Origin of the sequence: Alteromonas marina (genome assembly GCF_000808575.1) — a bacterium.
Taxonomy (GTDB): domain Bacteria; phylum Pseudomonadota; class Gammaproteobacteria; order Enterobacterales; family Alteromonadaceae; genus Alteromonas; species Alteromonas marina_A.
In genome coordinates, this window is record NZ_JWLW01000017.1 from 181,594 (window position 1) to 203,121 (window position 21,528).

Sequence of the window (21,528 nt, forward strand, 5' to 3'; positions counted from 1 at the left end):
ACCTAAAATACTTTTTGTAATCGAGGTTCGAGCGAGTTTCACCGCCCTTACCTCGTTTACGAACGTCTCCAGCTAAACGCCCTATAAATCAGCACATCAACGGCTTACTCGACTGTTTAATTGAAAGTATTCTTCCTTGTGCATCAAAGGCAAGCGCCACATGCGTGCCAATATTGATATCCCCATCTATTCGACCGTTAATATTTAGTGATGCGATAAGGTTTTCAGAAACTACAACTTGCTGATTTTTGCAGCTCACCAAGAGCCAATACCCATTTTGCGCTGTAAGCGTAGCTGGCTCTAACGTAACTGCTTTAGCGACTAAATTGCTTTCAATATATTGTTGAGTATAGGTATTAAATCGCGCTTTATAATCAGTTCCGGCTTTACCAGCTAGCAGCTTATCTTCTCCCTCAAATCCGTGATATTGCACAATGTCTACTCGGTGTGCTGCCGTCTGTAATGGCGACGAATGGTTACGTTGAAATGTTCCTATGTTGTATACGCCCAACATGGCGACAATAGCAAATGCCACAGCCGTGAAACGCAGGGTTGAAGAAGCGATGTACGCTTGAATAGTAGCGGCCGTCGCAGCAAATACCCGTTTAATTCCACTATCACTTTCAATTGCCTTGTTGTAAGCAAGAACCCTTTCACGAATACGAGCATTAGCCTTTTCGCTCATTCCATCATTTTGCTTTTGTACCTGCTGGCTGCGTTTAAACGCATCTTGTAGCTCTTTATCTGATATAGACATGATTACAGTTTCTCCAGCATTGTTTTAAGGCTGTCTTTGGCATAACGTATCCGGGTTTTAATCGTTTCTTTTTCAGCACTGCAAATAGTGGCGATTTCCACTAACGAAAAACCTTCAAACTGTAGCGAAAGCGCCTCTTTTTGCTTGTAGGGTAACTGCTGAATACATGCCTTAAACACGTCTTTTTCTATTCCTTTTGCTACATCGTCCTCTACCGAAAACTGTGCATTTTTAAGTAACTCACTTAACGAAAACGACTCAACTGCCTCGTTGTTATATTCAAGCTTGGCGTTTTTTCTGAATTCATCAATAAGCGTTCGCCTACCAATGGTGAAAAGCCAAGCCTGAAAATTATCGCCGCTTTTAAATAAGTGACGATTTTCGATAACCTTAACCCAAGTGCGCTGACACATATCTTCTGCAACAGTGCTATCACTTAACACCTTCAAAAAATAAAATAGCTTATGGCTGTGTAAGTCAAACAGCGCGGCTAACGATGCCTCATCACCTTTTGCGCTGTATTGCAGCATTAACCTTTCACTCACTCCCAGCGCTTTTTCGCGCTTACCTTGAAACAGGTTTTGCAAGCTTGCGCCTATACTCATAGGCTATCCTTATTGTTCTAGTTTGAAATCTAATACTACAACCATACCTGGTTGACTAACAGGTTTACCGCCGTCCAGCTTGGGCTTGTACTTCCATTTTTTAAGCGCTCTGCGTGCAGCTCTATCGAACACGCGCTTGGGCTCTGAATCTAGTACTGTAATATCAGACACTGAGCCACTAGCACTTACCGTAAACCCAAGCTTTACCCAGCCTTCAACACCGTCTCGACTGGCCTCTGGCGGGTACGCAGGATCAACTCTGAATTGAGGCGTAGCCTGCATATCTCCTTGTGCACTATTCAGATTTATTGATAAATCTAATGCTGTGTTGAGAACGTGTGTGTTTATTTCGAAATTACCCGGGCCGTCGTTTGGTTCGGGGTCAATCTCGACCACTTTTTGCGGTGGCGTTTTGATGACCTGCTCAATTGGTGCTATGGGCTTTTTGGTAATAGTTCGTTCATCTTCAGGCTGGTAGATGATAGGTTCAAAAAACACAGGCGGTGCCTCGTTTATGTTTACCTTATCTTGCTTAATTAGCTCTGCCATTAAGACGAAAAGCCCACCCGTTACCACACCACCAGCAAGAGCAATAGTGGCGACGTTAATAGCGCGTTTGTAAAAAGGCGCTTTTGCAAAAGGTAGCACACTGTGTTGTGGCAGAAGCTTTGGATTAGCGCTTGGTAAAATGGTTGCTTGCATAATGTTCCCCCTTTTTTTCACTAAACGGAGGAATTTAAGAAAAGGGGTGAAAATGTTTTACGTTTTTAGTTCACCCTATTGTTCGAAGAAAGTTTGAACAATCATCGTTTTATTACAATTGGCCTTGCAGCATCTATAGCAGGCCAACCAGACATCTAATCATTGTTTTCATCTTGGCGCTTATTTAGCTTCGCTGCCGCCATAAAACCGATAATAAATATGGCGAAGATAACCACGCCTACCCAAATCAATACGTTAAACAGAAAGTCCATATCATTCCCTAATCACATTTGTGTGAGTTAACCTTACCATTTATTTGATAAAGTAAATTTAATAGATCATCAAGTTTGCCGATTTAGTTTTTTAATGAGTGCGTCTGCAGCTGGTATTTCTGTTTCATCTCCGCTTTCTAGTCGCGAGACCTCGCTTTCTTTTAATGCTAACTGCGCACTAGAAACCTTTTTAATCATTAACCATGTGACTAACGCTAAAGGAATTGAAATGACTTCTGAGGCCTGTGAGACCAAGTTCACATTCATAATTTCAGAAATTTCTTCTGCCCGTCTGGACATTCGAAATACCACCTGTCCCACTATGCTGTTCGCAATCCAGAAAAACCACCAGATACCTAATACTGAGCTTACTTTTTCTACTGGCCAATTAGTGGGGTTTTGGCTTGCCTGCCAGATTTCTTTCATCGCTTGATAAGGCTTCCAAAGCGATACTATTGGAATGAAGTAAAAGCCAATCGACCAGCCTGGCGAAAACGCCATATCTTTTGCACCTAACTGACGCGCATTTTGGTTTGATTGGTATATCCATCTTAAGATCAAAATACCAGAAATGATAAACACTGCTAGATAAGAAAATGCAATCACCTGCTGCCTTTTGTCATTAGCCTCAGCATCAGCTACTGCCATTTCTTGGCTAAAGTAAACGCCGTTCTGAAAGTCTGTTAAAAGTTGGTACTCCATTAAGTTCGAGCCGATAGCAACAAATGCCAGAACCACTTGCACCACGAGCAAGTACTTAATCCACGCCATAATGTTTCTAGGGTCTTTAAATTCTTCTTTTTTATCTGACATTTCTATTTACTGCCTTGCGTCTTTGCCACTTTACCAAGCTTATTTTTCTGCTTTTATCGAGGCTAATGTTTATGCCTATTATTCAATATCTACTTTTATCTCTACCAAAGTTCGCTTAATTACTACCTAGTTTTTAATTAGGCTTTTTACCTAAGCGTATTCTCTAACAATTCTTGCAATGACTTTGGCAAAACATTACGAGCTTTATGCGTAATGTTAGCCTCATTTTTTTGCCACCATATTCCTACATAAACGACGCCTAAACCAATAGCCGTTAACGCAATAGGGAAAAACCAACTGTCCTTAAACACATTTGAAGCTAAATGACCTAGATAGAAACAACTACCCAACGCACCAAATATCACAAATACTTTTCGAACCAATAATGCGCCTAGCCCAACCATGACAAGGTTTATACAAAAATAGAAAAACTTTGAAAGTTCACTGTCCGAGTTTTGGCTGGTAAGCCCACCCCAAAACGCAATAACGCCGAATAAATATAACCAAAATGCGTAGTCGGCAGTGCGCCTTGACCGTAAATCAACCCAAAATGCCAATGCGGTCATGAGTATGCCAAAGTACATAGATACTTTTGCGCGAAATTCCCACGTGTAGGAATTCCACATATCGTCTTGGTCGATGAGAAGCATGACAGCATCCATACTGATATACCAGAGTGTTACTGCAATTGGCATTATCAAGAATGGATATTTATAGCGCCAAGCTATTATTAAGCCAGTCACCAAGGTGCCAAGCTCCATGTACAGCCACAGCCATTTAATCCGCGTATGGAACTGACGGTAGACCGTATTATCATCAGGCCAAAGCCCAAGCCACTGTTGGAATCCATAAATAGCAAGTGGCGTTAAGCACACAACAAAGGTCGCGCAAATACCGGCCGGAATAATAAGGTTTTTATTTGCTAAAGAGTTAGCAAGCTTTAACCCTACGCCAGCGTAGAGCAATGATATGAAGATGATCCCTAGGCCCCCAAACTGTTCCCACCCCAAATTCATAAACAAGGTCATAGCGCCTATTGCGATAAGGCCGCCCAGATAGTAAAGAATATGAGTAAAGGTGAAAGCGGGAGAATGCTGGCTTTCTGCCTGAAAGAAGCTATAGAGGTCGATGCCCTGCTGTTCAGAGATGATATTCTTCGCGACTGCTTTTTGAATACTTGTTTTGGATACTTCCATGTACTTCTCTGAATTAGCTTGTAGAAATTAGAACATTTACTTTACTGGGTTATAAGTAAAAAGCCAGCCTAGAGAAGTTACAGAGTATTCCTCGTCTCTTTTTCGTAAGCCTTCTCAGATTTGTTCCACATTAAGTGACCAAAAGCGATACCTGCAATGGGGAAGATGATTAAAGCGACAATTGGCCGTACCCAAATATTCTGTGATGGTTCGATTAGCTCCATTAATACGGACCAGAGAATAGCCGTTGTGACGCCCCACCCTAAAACACCGTTGACTAAGACGAAATGCTGCTTTCCTTTTTCTCGCTTTTTTGCCCACTTTTCCATATTCATGTAAATATCCTTTTTAAATATTAAGCAATCAGCACAAGGCAGACCAAGACAACGGCTAAGCTAACAAAACCAACAGCGAAAGTTCTTCCTTCGTCTCTACCCGCTCGCGGATATTTGCCAAAGGTTAAAAACTTAAGCACCACATGACCTGTACCTTTTAAAACGAATTCTATAATAGTGTCTACGACTATCCACTTGATTATACGAAGTATAAGGCGGCCCAGCGGTTCTAAAACGTCTTCCATAACTTTAATGCTCTTTGTTTCTTTTACTAAACGGTGCTTTTATAAAACAGTGGCTGTCTTTTTATTTCTTTTTATTTCGTCGCTAACGACACCCTTTCCTCAGTATTCTCGTTCTTCTAACGGCGGGACTATAAGCTAATTTCACCGATAAGAATCAAGGCCCACATAGCCAACACAGCGGCAAAATTGATGGTAAACACCATACCACGCAATCTGATATTGTCGGTAAATATTTGAACAATGCTGTGCAACACTCTGCCTATTACAAATACCCAAGCCAAGTAGATTTGCACACTGTCTATTGGCTCACCCGTTGCGATAAGCAATACAATGGCAATGTAAAAAAATAGTGGCCACTCAAATTGATTGCTTAGGTTCGCGCTGATTTTAGGCTGAATATTGCTGAAAGGGTTTGAACCATCTTTGCTCTGCCCCACACCCTATATAACCGGTGCGCGAGCTACAGTGAGAAATGCGTAAAGTACAGTGCAAAGAAGTACATGCGTAAATAGTGGAAGTATTAAACTGGACATATTAATGAGCTACACGTTCACCTCATACTTCAAATCAAGGGCTTCATCACCTGTCATTCCGCGGAAACCCCATTGATACTTTTCTTGCTCTTTAATCGTAATCTCGATATCTACAGATGAAATTCCAAACTCTCGCTCAATTTGTTTAAACAACGCTTTTATCAGTGACTTTTGCGTGTGTATTTCTCGCCCTTTCATCATGTTTATTTCGATAACTGTGTATGCCTCTGTTCTACCTTCAGGGTAAAAGAAGTCGTCTTTTGACAGCGGCACAAAGCGATGCGCTCTTTTATTTTCCGGTAAGCCTAAGACTGATTGCATACAAGAATGAATAACATCTGAAAGCTTGCGTTTTATTGGGTTTAATTGATTGTCTATGCCATAGATTACGATCATTTTGCCGTCCTTTGCATTATTTGAATTGGTAAAATCTGAGTTTCAAAGCTTCGATAGCTCGTTAACGATAGTTGAAAATAGCATAGTTAACCTTGCCTTGGGCTCTATAAAATCATGAATATTGAGTAGATAAGCAACCATAGAATTTGGCAGCCGTAACTAAGGCGTTGATAAAGTCCTGGAACAGTTTTTCGTTCAAGAGACTTTGCTAGTTTATAAGAAAAGTAAACGCAGCCAACAACGCTTAATGCAGACAGAAGCCTTAGCGGCCAAGAATAATAACTAGAGAAAGTAACAATCACCGGCGCCACGATAAACGAAACTAACATTATCAGCCCTGACCACGTATGGATTTTACAACTTTTCGAAGGGGTTGTTGTATATGGGTCGGCGTCCATTGGGAAGTGGCCACAAACCCAAGTACAGATGCCATGTGTTATTGTCATTGCACCGATAATAATAGTTGGAATATGGCCTGGATGTGAGTTAATAACGTAATACCCAAACAGAGCGAATAATAAGCCTAACGGGTAATTATTAATTGCAGGTGAAAGTTTCTGCGTTGGACTGCCAAATGCGCCAAGTTCACTACAAAACTGCTTCGAATGGCTATAATTTGGATAGAATCGAGAAGCAATGTAAATACCTAGTACTATCCAAATTGACGCTGCTATCCCTGTAAAAGATAAAAAGCTATCCAAATTAATGTCCTCCTTGATTGTACGGTGCTTACAATAATTACTCGAAGCCCTATTTCAAGCACGATAACGTTTTAACTGGCTTGATGCGGGATATTTTGCGTTATCATTCTTTTACTACCACTATAATTTTCATAAAACTGCTGGTGTGCAGTATAAGAAAACGTATCGTCTCTTTTTGTATATTGGCCAATCCAGTCTATCAACATGGGTAAATTATCATCTTGCGCTTGTTTGGTCTTGTACTTATGGGGCTCCCAAGGTCTTGCTCTAGCGTTTGCAATACACAACTCAATAGGTAAATTCATAAATACTATTTCTGTAGACTGCGCTTCTACAAGCTCAAGCAGATCTGTGTAACACCCTTCGATTACCCAAGTCTCATTAGAAGCAGTAAAAGCCTGTATCTCTTGGTCCGACTCTTCATTGGGCTTTCTTTCAGGCGGGCTAGTGGGTTTCCATGCAAGGGTATCGAGATCCAAATGTGCTAAACCGTGTGTTTCACGCAATCGCCTCGCCAACGTAGATTTACCAGAACCGGAATTACCAAATATTAGAATTTTAGCCAAGGTGTTTTCCTTAATTTGTTAGCAAGAGGTGTAAAGAAACACTGATCACTCTATCGCCGTTAGCCTGCTACTCCTAAAACTTAACCCATTTATCTGCTTTGCGAATAAACCCAATGTTAGACACGGGATGTGGCCAGTGATTATCTGGGTTATGCACGATCTCTCTCACCGTCTCTAAACTTTCCACATCCTCTGAACCCGTTACAATTACAATGTCTCTAGAGGGCACATAAACTACTATATCGCCTTTCACAGGAAAGTTTTCTTTTGACCATAGCGCGTCATAAATTAAAAAAGACGCTTCGTAAGTACCATCGGCCACAAGCATCGAGATGGTCGATGGATCACCTTTAATTTGTAGTGACTCAACAGTATTCATCAAGTTTGACAATGAAAGCTCTCTAAGTTCTGTTGGCTCTACACCTAAACTAGCAATGTCTTCTTTTGGCATAAACTTAATAGAAGAAGGCGTATCAATGGCATAAAGAATATAAAGAACGTCATTTAACTTTTCATAGAAGAAAGGAAACTCACCTTCTTTATTTTTGCTCATTAATTCCGTTATATGGTTAATATAACCTGTATCTTTAATAACGGGGACGATATGAGCTTTCTCCATATTGGCCTTAACGTCAATAGTGTTTTTCGTTAACGCACTAATATACGAATCTATAATTACGTCGAGCTCTTTTGGGTCAGAAAGGTAATTCATGTAAGCGTTATCGAGATAAGCGGTAGACGTACCTCCGCCACTATAAGTCATCTCAATCTCTAAACGACCTTTTATATCCGCGCTTACAACCTCAGTTTTGGTGATAACTGCGTTCACATATCTTTGAGCAAATGCGCTTTCATTTAAAATGCTTTCGGCAAAAGCACTACTAATAAAAAAACTCACAAACGCTAATATGAATATTTTCATTTTACTCACTTATTTCCTTATTAATCGTAGAGCTTACGACTTCCTTTTTTGCTCTAATCTGGCGATTATGAACTGCTTGAACGACGTGTCTGCTTGCTCTTGATACGGTAACATACGCAGAGTTCGATGTTATTATTTATATTCATTCCTGGTAGTACGCGTTAACCAAATCCAAACTTTTTACTTCCCAAACTTTTCTTTTATTAGCACATCAAAGTACTGAGTATCGTTCGGGCTTGCTTGGAAGTTTTTAGCAAAATCGCTGCTACACCCAGGATTACAAAAGCCTACCGTATAGCCACGATATTCGGTTAGCGAATCAGGTTTTACTGGTTTGCCAGATCTAGGGCAGAACTTGTTAATAGACTCCATTGCTTTTCCTTAAAAGGTACTTACCACATTGCTTTCAAACTCCAAATGAACGAGCGCAAGGTTCACTATTTTCCACGATTAAAATGAAAAAGTTCGCCGATTGCCCATCCAATTGATATAGCGGCTATATAAGCGATTGGGCTGTACAAAATCATAAGGCCAGCACCAATATTAGCGCCACCACCAACATACACAAAAAACTGCCCGTAACTAGCAGATGTCACTAACAATGCAGCTAAGGTCATAAAGAGAAGGCTTCGCTGGGTCAGTTTATTGTTAAAGACCCCTAAAACAGCTAGTACTATAAAAGGCAAACCGGGCAATATGCCCCAATATAATAAATTAAGAGATGACGCGGACCCGCTACCAGCTATGAAAGCAGTTAATGAGAGTATGGCACCACCTAGAGTATTAAACGCTAACAAAGCGACTCTACTGTTCATATGTAAACCTATATCCTTTTAACCTTTCAGAGTAAAAATTCGACGGAAAGCTTGCGCTATTTTAACGCTTATCTCGTGCCCCCCCTTTCACAACAAGAAGCCTTATTTTCGCTGCGCGTCTTTTGGGTTTAAGTCGTTACACAACTGGCAGTCGATGTTCTTTTTAAAATTGTATGCTCGGCGAGTGGCAAATATGGCTATGGTAATAAAGGCCCAGGTTAGTCCAAATGTTACAGAGTAAGAAATTGTTTGACCTTTAAAATATTGAACGCTAGAAAACAAAGCAGACAATATGGGAAAAGCAATACTGTACTGAAAAGTCCATTTCTTGATTGGCATGTAAGCTCTCCTTTTTCATATGTTTCACGCTACGCATGCCATTGATCAGAATAACGTGCTTTATTAGCTTTTCATTGAGAGCTTAAAAGTTAAGTTCTCTTTAACAGCCATCCACTCTGTATTAATGATTGAAAACACAACGGTGTCTCTATAACCACCATTTGGCAATCTTTGATGATTCCTAAGTACACCGTCTTGTTTTGCCCCTAAACGAGCGATAGCGGCACGTGACGCTTGATTATGCCAACTTGTCCTAAACTCTACCGCGATAGCATTGAGAGTTTCAAATGCATGAGTAAGCAGAAGTAGCTTACATTCGGTGTTGCATGAGGTTTTTTGGTATGTCCTACTGTACCAAGTATAGCCAATTTCCACTCTCTGATTAATCAGGTCAGCATTACAAAAGCGCGTTGAGCCAATAATCTTCCCACTTGCTTTTTGTATCACGACAAAGGGTAACGATAGCCCTTTGCTTTTCTGCTCTAGTGCTGTCGCAATATATTCACTAATAGTTTCAGCGTTTGGTACTGATGTGAACCATAGCTTCCACAATTCACCGTCCGTCGCTGCATTCACTAAGGCGTCAGCATGTGCCATTGTTAACGGAATGAGCTTTATATTCTCAGATTCTAATTCAATCTCTTCAAACCACATTTCACTTTCCATGTATTTCTAAATGTATGTTGCTAAGCATACAAGGTTTCCAAGAAGTACGTTACACCTAGCGAGACGAAAATAAACGACGCATTAGTTAATGCGCGAACAGGCCAACTAACCTGACCGTACGATATCCCAGCCCATTTAGAAAAAATAACTATTAACCCCATTAACCCAAACCACGGCGTGAAGAAAAGAATGATTTTCCACTTAACGATTGATACAGCGATATCGTGAAGCGCTCCACTAAAAAGAAATGTGGTAAAGGTAGCTAAATAAATGGGCAAAAAATTCGCAAGTGGACGTAGAACATTACGCGATAAATAATAACCCCAGATAGGGTTCCAATGATTCCAAAACGCTGGAAAAGAAGAAGCACCAAAAGACCTGGAAAGCATGTTCTTCATTGAATCACTTGCCCCCAACGGCACGCCATTTCGTTTTTTAACATACTGCGCAAGAGACAGTGTGCTTTTCATTGTACGCCAGCCCCGAAGTGAGTTCCCGTTTTACGAACGAGTATGTATCTATGAGTAGTTGAACCTACAAACTGTTAGAGATGTATGATGCTAAATCAAAAAAAGCATCGACCTTATCTCCACGTTTGTTCCAGTTATCATGAGTATGAGGCATGCCCTTCACCTCAATCCTTTCATGTTTTTTCATTAGCTCTATTCTTAACAGTGCGCGTTCTTTTTCATTCAGCATTAATGACTGTATTTTTTCTAGTTCACCAGTGTCTAACCAAATTGCACCACAGCCTGGGCACTCATCTATCTCTACTGCATGTAGCGGGTTATAGTACCTGCGCAACATTACGGTATCAGGGCATTTGGGACAGGAAATCCGTTTATTTAAAGAATCGAGCTCGTAATGAAACTGGCTAAGGTGCTTAGCTAACACATTCCCTCTTTTTTCTTGCGGGTTTTCAAAGTCACTTAATGTTTGATTTTCGAGTAAGACACCGCCACATGCTGTGCTGTAATAAACCGGAACTTTACCAACTGTGACTCTTTTTAGCGGTGTTTGCGTTCTTGGACACTTCATTTTTAGAGACTACCTTTATTCTTTGTTTATTGTGAGTTGATAAAATTAGTTAATAAAATACGGTTATCAGTTGTCTTTGAGGTAATTAGTCAACTTCCCACAAACATGCCTGTCTTGTTTAATTTATTAACAGATGTTCGTCAGCGTTACATTCGCTCGGTAGTTACCTGTCACTATTAATTGAAAATTTACCTTTAATTGCAAACCAAATTCCTGGAAATCCAAAGGCAAAAAAGAATAATATCGCATTGAATATAGATGGTTCAGATCTCTTACTTGATATTAACTCACCGCTTCCTAATTGCCCCAGTAAATACCAAATAGATAACCCAAATGCTGTTAAACCAATTACCCTACCTAAGTAATTACGTAACTTCCCAGTAGTGATACACATTACAAAAATGATTAAGCAGAAAGCACCAAACACATAAATTCCGATTGGCTTACTCATTTCTGGTGCGATTAAAATCATAACAACACCAAACAACCCTGTAATACTACCGAGTAATATTCTAGAAAAAGGGCTTAACCCTTTGTTTAGGACATGTTGACCAGATTTGTACATACTTTCCCTGTAACCCTAACGCTGTAATATAAGGAATATAAAAAGAATATAAAGTGTCTATCTTCTTTAGTTAGTTTTGCGGGATATTAATCTCGGAATATAAAGTGCCTGTCTTCTTTAGTTAGTTTTGCGGGATATTAATCTCTGCGGTCATGTAGTCAACGTTGTTCCCTGATAGGAATACTCGATCATCTTTGACTTCACATTCCACGCTGCCCGACCGCTTAGACAGCTGTCGAGCTCTAAGCTTGTTGCGACCGAGACGGCTAGCCCAGTATGGCGCAAGTTCACAATGGGCAGACCCTGTAACTGGATCTTCGTTCACTCTAAGCTTAGGAAAGAAACAGCGGCTAACAAAATCGACCTCTTGTCCCGGGGCAGTTACAACCACACCCCGTAGCCCAAGCTCTTTGAGTTTTTCAAAATCCGGTTTTAATGATTTTATTTCTTCTTCAGAATCAAAAACAACGAGATAGTCGAACCCGGATAGTACTTCCTTCGGGGCTTTGCCGAGCGCATTAACTAGCGCTGAAGGTGCTTCAGTGTTGATAAGCGATGCAGCCGGAAAATCCATACTAAAACCCGTGCCACTTCGCATGACAGTAAGTGGCCCACTGCGGGTATGGAAAACTACTTCCTGCTTGGCGTAGTTTAGATGAGTGTAGAGTACATGAGCCGCAGCAAGTGTCGCATGCCCACAAAGATCAACTTCATCTGCTGGTGTAAACCACCTCAATTCATAGGCGTTTCCCATCGGAACGAAAAATGCGGTTTCAGAGAGGTTATTTTCTTCAGCAATGGCTTGCAACAAACTATCATCAAGCCAAGCTTCTAATGGGCATACCGCAGCCGGATTACCTTCAAAAACATGGTTTGCAAAAGCATCAACCTGAAACATCTTAAGCTTCATCAATCTTCCTTTTATATGCTGAAAACCCAACTCTCAGCAATTATGGCTATACAAGTGCTGGTGCGTATCGCTAGGCCTCTTTTCGTCTTTTAATTGAAAACAAGCCGAACCAAAATGCCCCTTCTAAAACGAGCCCCAAAATAATGAACAGGAACAACTTAACATGACAGGCATAACTAGAAAAATCCCAAACTGTCCCCTCGTACACTTTCTTTAATCTAAATCCCCATTCAAACTACTAATCGATTTAATCAAAGTTGGACAGTCACAATGCCTAAAGCCCGAAAGTCACAAATTAGTTTATCGGATACGCCCTATTATCACTGTATTTCCCGCTGTGTTCGTCGTGCTTTCTTGTGTGGCGAGGAAAACGGTAAAAGCTTCGAACATCGTCGCCAATGGGTAGAAGACCGTATTCATGTTTTGAGTGAGGTGTTCGCCATTGATGTATGTGCTTATGCGGTAATGAGTAATCATACGCACCTGGTATTACACGTAAACAAAGAGAAAGCAGACGCACTGAGTACAGAAGACGTGATTCAACGTTGGCATAAACTGTACAAAGGCACATTACTCTCGCAGCGCTACATGTCACCAGATTCACGTAAAGATTTACATGAAATTCAAATTAAAGCGGTGGAGTTAACGGCTGAAGTATGGCGTAAAAGGCTATTTGATATCAGCTGGTTTATGCGTGCACTGAATGAATACATTGCTAGGGCGGCTAATAAAGAAGACGACTGCACAGGGCATTTTTGGGAAGGACGGTTTAAATCTCAAGCACTATTGGATGAGTCAGCCCTTGCCGCTTGTATGGCATATGTTGATTTAAACCCAGTACGAGCAAAGATGGCCAAAACACCTGAAACATCAGACCATACCAGTATTAAATACCGAATTAACGCCGCTAAGGTAGGCAAAACACTAAAACGACTTATGCCTTTTGCAGGCAACCCAAGACTAGAGATGCCACACGGTTTACCTTTTACTCTTCCAGACTACTTACAGCTTGTAGACATAACCAGCCGATATATTCACCCAAACAAGCGCGGAAAGGTTGAGCATAACCTACCCTCTATTTTAGAGCGCCTCAATATTCAACAAGAACATTGGATAACTTTAACCACGCAGTTTGAAACCTGCTTTAAGCACGCCGCCGGCAAAGTAACTCACCTAGAGCAATACGCGCAGAATCAACATCAGCAACGGGTTCAGGGCCGACAAAGTGCAATGCGATTACTTGGTTAACTTTGCAGTTTAATAGAGAGTAAGACAGGCACTATATGTATACATTTCTACATAACAATTCTGGGCTTGTTAAGAACCTATTTTTTGCAATGCGCATCCCTATGCGTATACTTAATATGTAGAACAATTTGGAGTGATAGCATGCAAGATTTATATGACATTCATGCCCCAAAAAAAGCGACTAATTTAAGCTTAAACAGCGACTTATTGCAAAAAGCTAGAGACTTAAAAGTTAACCTGTCTGCAACATTAGAACAGGCACTTAAAGACAAGTTGAAAAGTGTTGAAGAAGAAAGGTGGAAAAAAGAAAACAAAGCTGCCATAGCTGCGTATAACGAGTTTGTTGCTGAGAACGGCTGTATAGGTGATGAGTACAGGAACTTCTAATGGCACAGTTTGATGTTTACAGAAACCCAAGCTCAAAAACAAATAAAGCTTACCCCTTTCTTGTAGGTGTTCAGAACTCTGTAATTGACCAATTAGCAACAAGGTTAGTTCTACCGCTGGAAAAGAATAAGACTAAAAATAGTCTTTATATGAAAAATCTTACGCCGGAGATAGAAATCGAAGGCGAGACATACCTATTCCTGACTCAACAACTAAGTTCCATACCCGAAGATGTGCTAAAGGACTGCATCGGTTCTTTAGCGCAATCCCGCGAATTGCTAATAGGTGCAATAGACTTTGCTATTACTGGAATATAGCCTTCGAGTTTAGACACCGCCATGCATATATGACGGCGCAATGTGGCTAGAAAAGTAAAGCGATGAGCTAGCACATATTACAGGGCTTTATAGTGCGAGTACTCGTCGCTTCCGATATCTTCGGTACCACCACCATCGGAGTTTCCGTGGTTTGACGACATTGCATAAACATGCCTGTCTTGTTTAGTCTTTTCACCATCAACCTCAAAAGTAGTATTTTCTTTTTATCACTCATCATTATTTGATCTTGGCTCTTAGAGAGTTAACTTTTAAATAAGGGGCGCATACAAGTGGGGCATAATAGCGAAGCCGCCCCGCATGTATGCGACCCTGCGAGCGAAATGAGTGGCTTAATTTTTTGTTATAGTTCATTCCGCTTCATGTGTATTAGAGGGTAGACATAAACATGCCTGTCTTGTTTAGTCTAGTCGCTTCCGATATCTCCGGTACCACCACAATCGGAATTGCCGTGGTCTGGCGACATTACATAAACATGCCTGTCTTGTTTAGTAGTATCGTCTTGTTTAGTATCTGTCATGATTAGCCTTGTGATGGTCAAGAAAAATGACCGTCTTATTTAGTACAAACATGCCTGTCTTATTTAGTCTCAAGAAAAGTAAAGCGATGAGCTAGTACATATTTCAGGGCTTTATAGTGCGAGTACTCGTCGCTTCCGATATCTCCGGTACCACCACCATCGGAATTGCCGTGGTCTGACGACATTACAGAAACATGCCTGTCTTGTTTAGTCTTCACGAACAGGCCAACTTACATGGCCATATGAGATCCCTGCCCTTTTAGAAACTACAACAATCAAACCCATTAATCCAAACCAAGGTGTGAAGAAGATAATGGTTTTCAGCTCGACGATTGAGACTGCTAAGTCATGAAGCGCGCCGCTAACGAGAAACGTAAGAAGAGTGGCTAACGATATTGGAAGAAAACTCGCAAGTGGACGCATGACATTGCGTGATAAGTAATAACCCCAAATCGGATTCCAATAGTGCCAAAAAATTGGAAAAGATGCGGCGCCAAAAGAGCGCGAAAGCATGTTTGTCATGGAGCCACTTGCCCCTAATGGAACCCCATTTCGCTTCTTAACATATTGTGCAAGTGAGAGTTTGCTTATCATGGTGATTCCGTATATCCACAAACATGCCTGTCTTGTTTAGTAAAGATGCCTGTCTTATTTAGTCGCAAACATGCCTGTCTTGTTTAGTACAGAGATTTGGACTGGCTGCTAAAGCAGCCAGAGAACTACTATTACCTATTGACGGAAGTTGGGCTCATATGTGTTAGGTGGTACTCTAAGCTGCAATTTCAGCAGATATGTTAGTGTCGTTCAGAGCTGAGTTTATAAACATCCTATATACAGCAGTTTCTGTTGATACATCTTTAACACCGCTAAAAGTTTTCACAGTCCACGATAGCAAATGAACAAAATCATGCCCTCTTATATGCTGACGTGGGTCTCCAACTAATTTGGTTATCCATATTTTATAAGACTTATTAAATCGATCTAGCTCGGAATGCATTCCGTTTTTATTAAGAGTACGAGATATATAATCTTCCAAATCAAATCTGATGACTTGATTGGTGCATTTATGGAGGCATTTTTCTAGCGCCAACCAACTAAGATTTAACCCTAGCTCTCTATCAACGCACCTCAGCGCAAATGCCATGGAAAGAATCCCAGTAAAGCTAGAGAGAAAACTTTCAAAACATGAAATCTTTGTTCGGCAGACAGTAAACAAATAATGCCTCAAAAAATCAGGGTTAAAAAAATGCAATTCTATTGATGAAAACTCTGTCCATTTATGGTTTCTGATGTCTTCCAATCCCTGAAACCAAAAGTCTAGATCGCGATCAGTTAGACATAAGTATTGAAAATTTCCTTCTAAATTACGGTTCAGCTCTTTAGCCAATGCTAGCACTCGCTGCTTATTCCCTGATGTTAAAGAATAACTTTGCAAAAGTGCTGCTGGAATATCTACAGTTCCTATAGAGTAGATGTATTGTTCATTGGCATTTTTAGCCTGCGATGCGGTCAATAAGTCAGAGTCAAATTCACCCTCCACGTATATGTCACGCAAACCAGGCTCAAACTCATATCGGGCAATAAGCTCTTCTACAGTTCTCTTTTCTACATCAAACATCTTGGCAATTCTCCAGCTTCACAACTCTGTGTCTATGCTGGGCCAACAACTCCATTGAATGAGATGCAAATATGAATTGAATATCTGAACCCTCAGTTATCTGCAATAGAGCTTGAATTAACTGTCTTTGCCATTTGATATTCAGCGATATTTCAGGCTCATCTATCATGAACACACTGGGCTTATCACGAGCTGTTATTACATAACAAAAAAGGAGCAATAATTGCTGCTCACCAGACGATAGTTGTGATGCCTCAAGTTCTACCTCGAAAGGGTTTAGTATTCTAAATCCTTTACCAAGTTGATAATTTATAGTCTTGTCGTTTAAAAACTCGTTAATGGCTTTTACGAAGCTATCAATAACTTCATAAATTGGATCAACCGCCTCTAGTTTTCTCTCTAAGCTTTGTATATAAGGCTTCAGCAATTCTGCAGCTAACTCAGATTTCTGCTCATTTTCTAGCTCTAAGGCTTCAATAAAATCTTTTGTTGATAGCTCCGTTGCTAAATCATAATGGGCATGATCACTGATTCGAACTTCGATTTTCTTCAGACGCTCAACTAAGCTAGCGACACTTGTCTCGCTTTCAAATGTCGAGTATGGAGAAACAATTTTATTTACAACATCTGTGTACACTGTGTGTACATTTGTGGAGCCTTGATTTGTTCCAATAATGGCCTTTTGACTGATCCATCTAGATGCGCTACTTAGCGCTTGAGATAGGCCGATTTCTCTAGATCTTTGAACTAATTCATTAATTGAGCTCGGGGTATCAAAATGCATTAAGCGCCTAAGTTCTACCTCGTCACTTGGGTCAGCAACGCTATCGCTATCTAATCGACGGTCTGCGTTCAGCATGAACATCGTAGGTGCATATTCGGACAATACTTTTAAATAAAGATCCTCACCAGTCGGGACTCCATCGTCATTTTCATTTTCGAAAGCATGAAGACGTTTTCTAGAAACACGTGTCTTACGGCCATTTTCATCTATAAAGACTCTAAACGTATCGTCATCAAATAAATTTCTAGATGATCTATTGTTGATGTAATTCCATCTTGCGATTGTCTCACCTTCCTTAGTTATATCGAGCCTAATGAATTTTATTCCATCTTCAGAAAGCCGCGTTGCTGAGACAGCAATCCCAGTAGACAGTACAACTTCTAGAGAAGAAAACTCAGTCTTCCATAGTGCCGTTCTGTGGCCTCTGTCGCCTGCACTCGATAGCAAGTGATACACTAGACGAAGCAATGTGCTTTTCCCTACGCCATTATCACCATATAAAATAGTGGCGTTTGAAAATATCGACGCTCTTGGTAAGTCATAGGAATAGAGACCAAAGAGACCCTTTACACATACCCTATTTATAATATCTGTATTCACGATTTATAATCCTTGTGTAGTTCTCACCTAACGCTAAGCTTTGGGGCGCAAGCACGTAGGGCATAATAACGAAGCGGCCCTACGTGTTTGCGTCCCAACAAAAGGTGAGTGACAATAGCGTATTGTTATATTTCATACCCACAAAACTACAATTAAACCTAGTGCTAATACAAACACTAATGAGTAAAAAGGCATTTTGTAGGTGCGATAGTTTCTTGCATCTCCAGGAGGGGTTAACCAGGCAAGTAAAGTAGAAGCGTGAGTTATGACCTTAGTCTTCAATAATCCGTTTGAGCTGATTACGTGATATTTCCAGTTCTGAAACTCGCCTCCATACCTTTTAAGGTCTGATTCCAATTCCTCTTTTACGTCAGATAGAGCTTGTTCTGAATTTTCAACAAGCCTAGTGATACGAAGAATAACTTAGCCTTCCTTGGTATAACGGATAGAACATTCTGAGGAGACTGTTCGCTCTTGAATAACCTTAAACCCACTTTTAGCTGATGCGCCTGATTGAAATAAAAACTGTAAGCAACTGTCACTTTATTGTTTCTATTCCGAACCAAAATTTACATCCTTGCTGTTTGAAAGAAATATAACAGTTTACTCGTACCCAAACCGTCATGCTAATCCACAACACTTTCGAGTATTTGTTCATTTTATTACTCACTACTTTAAACCACAACCACCAGAGAAATAAAGAAAAAAACCATACTGTCGTTTTTCGCTCATTTATAAAAAAAACCAAATCGACATGCTGGTGCTTTTGGTGTACTTCACACAAGCCAAGCACAAAAAAGCCAGCATTAGCTGGCTTTCAAAACACAAAAGCAAGTTTTGTCTTATCTAAAAACTACTTCCCCTGCCTAGCAGCCAATTTCTCCAACTGCTCGTCAGTAGCAGGAAGCTGATGCTTCTCTTTCCACTCTGAATACGGCATTTTGTATACCACTTCGCGTGCGGCTTCGTAGTCGATATCAGCGCCCTGCTCGCTTGCAGCGGCCGAATACCATTTTGCCAAGCAGTTGCGGCAGAAATCGGCCAAAATCATCAGGTCGATGTTCTGAACGTCTTTATTCGCGTCTAAGTGTTCTACTAAGCGGCGAAATACTGCTGCTTCTACTTCGGTTTGCGTTTGCTTATCCATTATCTAATACCTCTAAAAAAGCGTTTTTCGTTATGGTTTGAATGTGTGGGTTAACGGATGAAACCCAACCCGCTATCTCTTTTAAAACCTAAAACGAAAAAAGGGAGCCAAGCTCCCTTTTTACTTATATACAGCTAACTAGGTTTAAAACCTAATCGGCATTACTCTGCGTCGTCAGACTTAGGCGCAGGCTTTTCTAGAAGCTCTTTAATGCTTAGGCGTACACGGTTTTGGCGATCGATTTCCATAACCTTAACGTCAACCATTTGGCCTTCTTCCAGGTAGTCAGTTACTTTGTTCACACGCTCGTGAGCAATTTGTGAAATGTGAACAAGTCCTTCTTTACCTGGAAGTACTTCTACAAACGCACCGAAGTCTACAATACGTGTAATCTTACCGTTGTAAGTCTTACCAACTTCAATTTCAGCCGTTACTTGCTCAATCTTGCTAATAGCGATGTCTGCTTTCGCACGCTCTGTCGCGAAGATTTTGATAGTACCGTCGTCTTCAATCTCGATGTTAGTGTCAGACTCTTCAGTAATTTGACGGATCATTGCGCCGCCTTTACCGATAACGTCACGAATCTTGTCTTGGTCAATCTTCATTGTGTAAATGCGTGGAGCAAATTCACTTAGCTCTTCACGGTGACCGCCAATCGCTTCGTCCATTACTTTAAGAATGTGCAAACGTGCTTCTTTTGCTTGTTTAAGCGCAATTTGCATGATTTCTTTAGTGATACCTTCAATCTTAATGTCCATTTGAAGTGCAGTAATACCTTCGGTAGTACCCGCTACTTTAAAGTCCATGTCGCCAAGGTGATCTTCGTCACCAAGGATGTCTGAAAGTACAACAAAGTTGTCGTCACTCTTAACTAGGCCCATTGCGATACCCGCAACAGACGCTTTAATTGGAACACCTGCATCCATAAGCGCTAGTGAAGTACCACATACCGACGCCATTGAAGATGAACCGTTTGATTCTGTGATTTCAGAAACCACACGTACTACGTACGGGAATTCTTCTTCACTTGGCATTACTGCTTGAATACCACGCTTCGCTAGACGACCGTGACCAATTTCACGACGCTTAGGCGAACCAATCATACCGGTTTCACCAACACAGTATGGAGGGAAGTTGTAGTGAAGCATGAAACGGCTGTCGCGCTTACCTTGAAGCTCGTCAATCATCTGTGCGTCACGCTCTGTACCAAGCGTAGCAGCTACAAGTGCCTGAGTTTCACCACGAGTAAATAGTGCAGAACCGTGAGTACGAGGAAGAATACCTGTCGCTACGTCTAGTGCACGGATCATTGCTGGGTCACGACCATCGATACGCGGCGCGCCAGATAGAATGCGTGAACGCACAACGTCAGACTCAAGTTCGTGAAGAAGGTCTAGTACTTCTTTCTGATCTTGCGTTTCGTCTTCAGCAATAATGGCTGCAAGCGCTTTTTCAGTTGCTGCAGTTACCGCGTCTTTACGCTCTAACTTGTCAGAAATCTGGTAAGCCGCAGTCATTTCTGCTTCAGCTAGTGCTTTAACTTTGTCTTTAAGCGCAGTGTTTTCTTCTTCTGGTGCCCAGTCCCACTTCTCAGTGCCAACTTCAGCAGCAAATTCGTTAACTGCGTTAACTACAGTTTGCATTTGCTCGTGACCGAACATAACCGCACCTAGCATGGTGTCTTCAGAAAGCACGTTCGCTTCTGATTCAACCATAAGTACTGCGCCTTCAGTACCCGCAACAACAAGGTCAAGCTCGCTTTCAGCTTGCTCTTCTGCGCGTGTATTTAGAATGTATTCACCGTTGCTATAACCAACACGAGCCGCACCGATTGGGCCGTTGAAAGGAATACCAGAGATAGCAAGGGCTGCTGAAGTACCAATCATAGAGATGATGTCTGTAGGGATATCTGGGTTAGCAGACATTACAGTAACAACAACTTGTACTTCGTTTTTAAAACCTTCTGGGAATAATGGGCGGATTGGACGGTCGATAAGACGTGCAATCAGTGTTTCACCTTCAGATGGACGACCTTCACGCTTGAAGAAACCACCTGGGATTTTACCCGCAGCGTACGCTTTTTCTTGGTAGTTAACAGTAAGTGGGAAGAAGTCTTGATCTGCTTTGGCTTCTTTTTTACCAACTACTGTTACCAGTACAGACGTGTCGTCCATGCTCGCAAGAACCGCAGCTGTTGCCTGACGAGCAATTACACCCGTCTCTAGAGTTACAGTATGCTGTCCATACTGAAATGATTTAGTAATAGGAGTCACTATTTGTCCTTTAATTTCAATCTTTATTTTATCGCTTTTAAACGCGGCGCATAGTATAGCTTTGAAGTAGCTGTAATGCCATTGCCAAATACAGCCCCGCGTGGAATTTATTTTGTGAATCTGCGCTAAATCGCTATCACCTATAGCACCATGACTATATGAAATATCTGTGAAATTTCAATTATTGACTATATTTTCATCATACTGACACAAAACAGCGTATGCTAGAACAAAAAGCGA

The 21,528-nt window shown here is 41.1% G+C and carries 29 protein-coding genes; 3 read left to right on the forward strand and 26 right to left on the reverse strand.

Going from position 1 to position 21,528, the window contains the following annotated elements; all coding sequences use genetic code 11:
- Positions 1 to 88: 88 nt before the first annotated feature.
- From RJ41_RS10905 to RJ41_RS11000, 20 genes are all read right to left on the reverse strand, one after another.
- The gene (locus RJ41_RS10905; protein ID WP_039220463.1) at positions 89 to 757 is read right to left on the reverse strand and encodes a hypothetical protein; all 669 of its coding nucleotides are present in this window, start codon (positions 755 to 757) and stop codon (positions 89 to 91) included.
- A gap of 2 nt (positions 758 to 759) precedes the next feature.
- A complete protein-coding gene (locus RJ41_RS10910) occupies positions 760 to 1,362 on the reverse strand; it encodes an RNA polymerase sigma factor (RefSeq protein WP_039220465.1) in 603 nt (200 codons plus the stop codon).
- 9 nt (positions 1,363 to 1,371) lie between these two features.
- Positions 1,372 to 2,064: an energy transducer TonB gene (locus tag RJ41_RS10915; RefSeq protein WP_052235452.1), complete on the reverse strand. Its 693-nt coding sequence runs from the start codon at positions 2,062 to 2,064 to the stop codon at positions 1,372 to 1,374.
- 341 nt (positions 2,065 to 2,405) lie between these two features.
- Positions 2,406 to 3,149, reverse strand: a complete 744-nt coding sequence (locus RJ41_RS10920) for a DUF4328 domain-containing protein (RefSeq protein ID WP_240485783.1) — start codon at positions 3,147 to 3,149, stop codon at positions 2,406 to 2,408.
- 146 nt (positions 3,150 to 3,295) lie between these two features.
- Positions 3,296 to 4,345, reverse strand: a complete 1,050-nt coding sequence (locus RJ41_RS10925; protein ID WP_039220467.1) for a hypothetical protein — start codon at positions 4,343 to 4,345, stop codon at positions 3,296 to 3,298.
- A 77-nt stretch (positions 4,346 to 4,422) separates the two neighbouring features.
- Positions 4,423 to 4,680 carry a hypothetical protein gene (locus RJ41_RS10930; RefSeq protein WP_039220470.1) on the reverse strand — a complete coding sequence of 86 codons (258 nt, stop codon included), beginning with the start codon at positions 4,678 to 4,680 and terminating at the stop codon, positions 4,423 to 4,425.
- Between the two features lie 20 nt (positions 4,681 to 4,700).
- Complete coding sequence (locus RJ41_RS10935; RefSeq protein WP_039220473.1) at positions 4,701 to 4,925, reverse strand: hypothetical protein; 225 nt, start codon at positions 4,923 to 4,925, stop codon at positions 4,701 to 4,703.
- Positions 4,926 to 5,053: 128 nt separating this feature from the next.
- The gene (locus RJ41_RS18715; RefSeq protein WP_240485784.1) at positions 5,054 to 5,362 is read right to left on the reverse strand and encodes an MAPEG family protein; all 309 of its coding nucleotides are present in this window, start codon (positions 5,360 to 5,362) and stop codon (positions 5,054 to 5,056) included.
- 105 nt (positions 5,363 to 5,467) lie between these two features.
- Positions 5,468 to 5,854: a tautomerase family protein gene (locus RJ41_RS10945; RefSeq protein ID WP_039220476.1), complete on the reverse strand. Its 387-nt coding sequence runs from the start codon at positions 5,852 to 5,854 to the stop codon at positions 5,468 to 5,470.
- A 104-nt stretch (positions 5,855 to 5,958) separates the two neighbouring features.
- Positions 5,959 to 6,555 carry a DUF998 domain-containing protein gene (locus RJ41_RS10950; RefSeq protein ID WP_039220477.1) on the reverse strand — a complete coding sequence of 199 codons (597 nt, stop codon included), beginning with the start codon at positions 6,553 to 6,555 and terminating at the stop codon, positions 5,959 to 5,961.
- A 71-nt stretch (positions 6,556 to 6,626) separates the two neighbouring features.
- A complete protein-coding gene (locus RJ41_RS10955; protein WP_039220480.1) occupies positions 6,627 to 7,121 on the reverse strand; it encodes an AAA family ATPase in 495 nt (164 codons plus the stop codon).
- 73 nt (positions 7,122 to 7,194) lie between these two features.
- Positions 7,195 to 8,043, reverse strand: coding sequence for a DUF1444 family protein (locus tag RJ41_RS10960; protein ID WP_039220484.1), 849 nt, complete (start codon positions 8,041 to 8,043; stop codon positions 7,195 to 7,197).
- A gap of 180 nt (positions 8,044 to 8,223) precedes the next feature.
- A complete protein-coding gene (locus RJ41_RS10965) occupies positions 8,224 to 8,415 on the reverse strand; it encodes a hypothetical protein (RefSeq protein WP_039220487.1) in 192 nt (63 codons plus the stop codon).
- A 65-nt stretch (positions 8,416 to 8,480) separates the two neighbouring features.
- Positions 8,481 to 8,858 (reverse strand): hypothetical protein, encoded by a 378-nt coding sequence (locus RJ41_RS10970; protein WP_039220490.1) that lies wholly within the window; start codon positions 8,856 to 8,858, stop codon positions 8,481 to 8,483.
- Positions 8,859 to 8,960: 102 nt separating this feature from the next.
- Positions 8,961 to 9,197, reverse strand: a complete 237-nt coding sequence (locus tag RJ41_RS10975) for a hypothetical protein (RefSeq protein WP_039220493.1) — start codon at positions 9,195 to 9,197, stop codon at positions 8,961 to 8,963.
- 63 nt (positions 9,198 to 9,260) lie between these two features.
- Complete coding sequence (locus RJ41_RS10980; protein WP_205622713.1) at positions 9,261 to 9,863, reverse strand: GNAT family N-acetyltransferase; 603 nt, start codon at positions 9,861 to 9,863, stop codon at positions 9,261 to 9,263.
- Positions 9,864 to 9,883: 20 nt separating this feature from the next.
- The gene (locus tag RJ41_RS10985; RefSeq protein WP_039220498.1) at positions 9,884 to 10,333 is read right to left on the reverse strand and encodes an acyltransferase; all 450 of its coding nucleotides are present in this window, start codon (positions 10,331 to 10,333) and stop codon (positions 9,884 to 9,886) included.
- A gap of 64 nt (positions 10,334 to 10,397) precedes the next feature.
- Positions 10,398 to 10,901, reverse strand: a complete 504-nt coding sequence (locus RJ41_RS10990; protein ID WP_039220502.1) for a zf-TFIIB domain-containing protein — start codon at positions 10,899 to 10,901, stop codon at positions 10,398 to 10,400.
- Positions 10,902 to 11,064: 163 nt separating this feature from the next.
- Complete coding sequence (locus tag RJ41_RS10995) at positions 11,065 to 11,466, reverse strand: hypothetical protein (protein WP_039220505.1); 402 nt, start codon at positions 11,464 to 11,466, stop codon at positions 11,065 to 11,067.
- A 121-nt stretch (positions 11,467 to 11,587) separates the two neighbouring features.
- Positions 11,588 to 12,376, reverse strand: coding sequence for a PhzF family phenazine biosynthesis protein (locus tag RJ41_RS11000; protein ID WP_039220510.1), 789 nt, complete (start codon positions 12,374 to 12,376; stop codon positions 11,588 to 11,590).
- Positions 12,377 to 12,646: 270 nt separating this feature from the next.
- Here RJ41_RS11000 and RJ41_RS11005 point away from each other — a divergent pair, with 270 nt between their 5' ends.
- From RJ41_RS11005 to RJ41_RS11015, 3 genes are all read left to right on the forward strand, one after another.
- Positions 12,647 to 13,624, forward strand: coding sequence for a transposase (locus RJ41_RS11005; RefSeq protein ID WP_039220513.1), 978 nt, complete (start codon positions 12,647 to 12,649; stop codon positions 13,622 to 13,624).
- 141 nt (positions 13,625 to 13,765) lie between these two features.
- The gene (locus RJ41_RS11010; RefSeq protein WP_039220515.1) at positions 13,766 to 14,011 is read left to right on the forward strand and encodes a type II toxin-antitoxin system CcdA family antitoxin; all 246 of its coding nucleotides are present in this window, start codon (positions 13,766 to 13,768) and stop codon (positions 14,009 to 14,011) included.
- Entirely contained in the window at positions 14,011 to 14,328 is a 318-nt protein-coding gene (locus tag RJ41_RS11015) for a CcdB family protein (RefSeq protein WP_039220518.1), read from the forward strand. Before RJ41_RS11010 ends, RJ41_RS11015 begins: the two co-directional genes overlap by 1 nt.
- 597 nt (positions 14,329 to 14,925) lie before the next feature.
- Here RJ41_RS11015 and RJ41_RS19080 read toward each other — a convergent pair.
- From RJ41_RS19080 to pnp, 6 genes are all read right to left on the reverse strand, one after another.
- Positions 14,926 to 15,084 carry a hypothetical protein gene (locus tag RJ41_RS19080; RefSeq protein WP_156964777.1) on the reverse strand — a complete coding sequence of 53 codons (159 nt, stop codon included), beginning with the start codon at positions 15,082 to 15,084 and terminating at the stop codon, positions 14,926 to 14,928.
- Entirely contained in the window at positions 15,074 to 15,460 is a 387-nt protein-coding gene (locus RJ41_RS11020) for an MBOAT family O-acyltransferase (RefSeq protein ID WP_084081842.1), read from the reverse strand. The genes RJ41_RS19080 and RJ41_RS11020 overlap by 11 nt, the downstream gene beginning before the upstream one ends.
- A gap of 175 nt (positions 15,461 to 15,635) precedes the next feature.
- A complete protein-coding gene (locus RJ41_RS11025; protein ID WP_039220521.1) occupies positions 15,636 to 16,484 on the reverse strand; it encodes a hypothetical protein in 849 nt (282 codons plus the stop codon).
- Positions 16,477 to 17,868, reverse strand: coding sequence for an ATP-binding protein (locus RJ41_RS11030; RefSeq protein ID WP_039220525.1), 1,392 nt, complete (start codon positions 17,866 to 17,868; stop codon positions 16,477 to 16,479). Before RJ41_RS11030 ends, RJ41_RS11025 begins: the two co-directional genes overlap by 8 nt.
- An 853-nt stretch (positions 17,869 to 18,721) precedes the next feature.
- Complete coding sequence (locus RJ41_RS11035) at positions 18,722 to 19,015, reverse strand: DUF1244 domain-containing protein (RefSeq protein ID WP_012518312.1); 294 nt, start codon at positions 19,013 to 19,015, stop codon at positions 18,722 to 18,724.
- A 161-nt stretch (positions 19,016 to 19,176) separates the two neighbouring features.
- Complete coding sequence (gene pnp / locus RJ41_RS11040) at positions 19,177 to 21,288, reverse strand: polyribonucleotide nucleotidyltransferase (protein WP_039220536.1); 2,112 nt, start codon at positions 21,286 to 21,288, stop codon at positions 19,177 to 19,179.
- Between the last annotated feature and the right edge of the window lie 240 nt (positions 21,289 to 21,528).

Coding starts and splice junctions, on each gene's coding strand:
- RJ41_RS10905 (WP_039220463.1), bottom strand. CDS start 757: ATGTCTATATCAGATAAAGAGCTACAAGATGCGTTTAAACGCAGCCAG.
- RJ41_RS10910 (WP_039220465.1), bottom strand. CDS start 1,362: ATGAGTATAGGCGCAAGCTTGCAAAACCTGTTTCAAGGTAAGCGCGAA.
- RJ41_RS10915 (WP_052235452.1), bottom strand. CDS start 2,064: ATGCAAGCAACCATTTTACCAAGCGCTAATCCAAAGCTTCTGCCACAA.
- RJ41_RS10920 (WP_240485783.1), bottom strand. CDS start 3,149: ATGTCAGATAAAAAAGAAGAATTTAAAGACCCTAGAAACATTATGGCG.
- RJ41_RS10925 (WP_039220467.1), bottom strand. CDS start 4,345: ATGGAAGTATCCAAAACAAGTATTCAAAAAGCAGTCGCGAAGAATATC.
- RJ41_RS10930 (WP_039220470.1), bottom strand. CDS start 4,680: ATGAATATGGAAAAGTGGGCAAAAAAGCGAGAAAAAGGAAAGCAGCAT.
- RJ41_RS10935 (WP_039220473.1), bottom strand. CDS start 4,925: ATGGAAGACGTTTTAGAACCGCTGGGCCGCCTTATACTTCGTATAATC.
- RJ41_RS10945 (WP_039220476.1), bottom strand. CDS start 5,854: ATGATCGTAATCTATGGCATAGACAATCAATTAAACCCAATAAAACGC.
- RJ41_RS10960 (WP_039220484.1), bottom strand. CDS start 8,043: ATGAAAATATTCATATTAGCGTTTGTGAGTTTTTTTATTAGTAGTGCT.
- RJ41_RS10965 (WP_039220487.1), bottom strand. CDS start 8,415: ATGGAGTCTATTAACAAGTTCTGCCCTAGATCTGGCAAACCAGTAAAA.
- RJ41_RS10970 (WP_039220490.1), bottom strand. CDS start 8,858: ATGAACAGTAGAGTCGCTTTGTTAGCGTTTAATACTCTAGGTGGTGCC.
- RJ41_RS10975 (WP_039220493.1), bottom strand. CDS start 9,197: ATGCCAATCAAGAAATGGACTTTTCAGTACAGTATTGCTTTTCCCATA.
- RJ41_RS10980 (WP_205622713.1), bottom strand. CDS start 9,863: ATGGAAAGTGAAATGTGGTTTGAAGAGATTGAATTAGAATCTGAGAAT.
- RJ41_RS10985 (WP_039220498.1), bottom strand. CDS start 10,333: ATGAAAAGCACACTGTCTCTTGCGCAGTATGTTAAAAAACGAAATGGC.
- RJ41_RS10990 (WP_039220502.1), bottom strand. CDS start 10,901: ATGAAGTGTCCAAGAACGCAAACACCGCTAAAAAGAGTCACAGTTGGT.
- RJ41_RS10995 (WP_039220505.1), bottom strand. CDS start 11,466: ATGTACAAATCTGGTCAACATGTCCTAAACAAAGGGTTAAGCCCTTTT.
- RJ41_RS11000 (WP_039220510.1), bottom strand. CDS start 12,376: ATGAAGCTTAAGATGTTTCAGGTTGATGCTTTTGCAAACCATGTTTTT.
- RJ41_RS11005 (WP_039220513.1), top strand. CDS start 12,647: ATGCCTAAAGCCCGAAAGTCACAAATTAGTTTATCGGATACGCCCTAT.
- RJ41_RS11010 (WP_039220515.1), top strand. CDS start 13,766: ATGCAAGATTTATATGACATTCATGCCCCAAAAAAAGCGACTAATTTA.
- RJ41_RS11015 (WP_039220518.1), top strand. CDS start 14,011: ATGGCACAGTTTGATGTTTACAGAAACCCAAGCTCAAAAACAAATAAA.
- RJ41_RS11020 (WP_084081842.1), bottom strand. CDS start 15,460: ATGATAAGCAAACTCTCACTTGCACAATATGTTAAGAAGCGAAATGGG.
- RJ41_RS11025 (WP_039220521.1), bottom strand. CDS start 16,484: ATGTTTGATGTAGAAAAGAGAACTGTAGAAGAGCTTATTGCCCGATAT.
- RJ41_RS11035 (WP_012518312.1), bottom strand. CDS start 19,015: ATGGATAAGCAAACGCAAACCGAAGTAGAAGCAGCAGTATTTCGCCGC.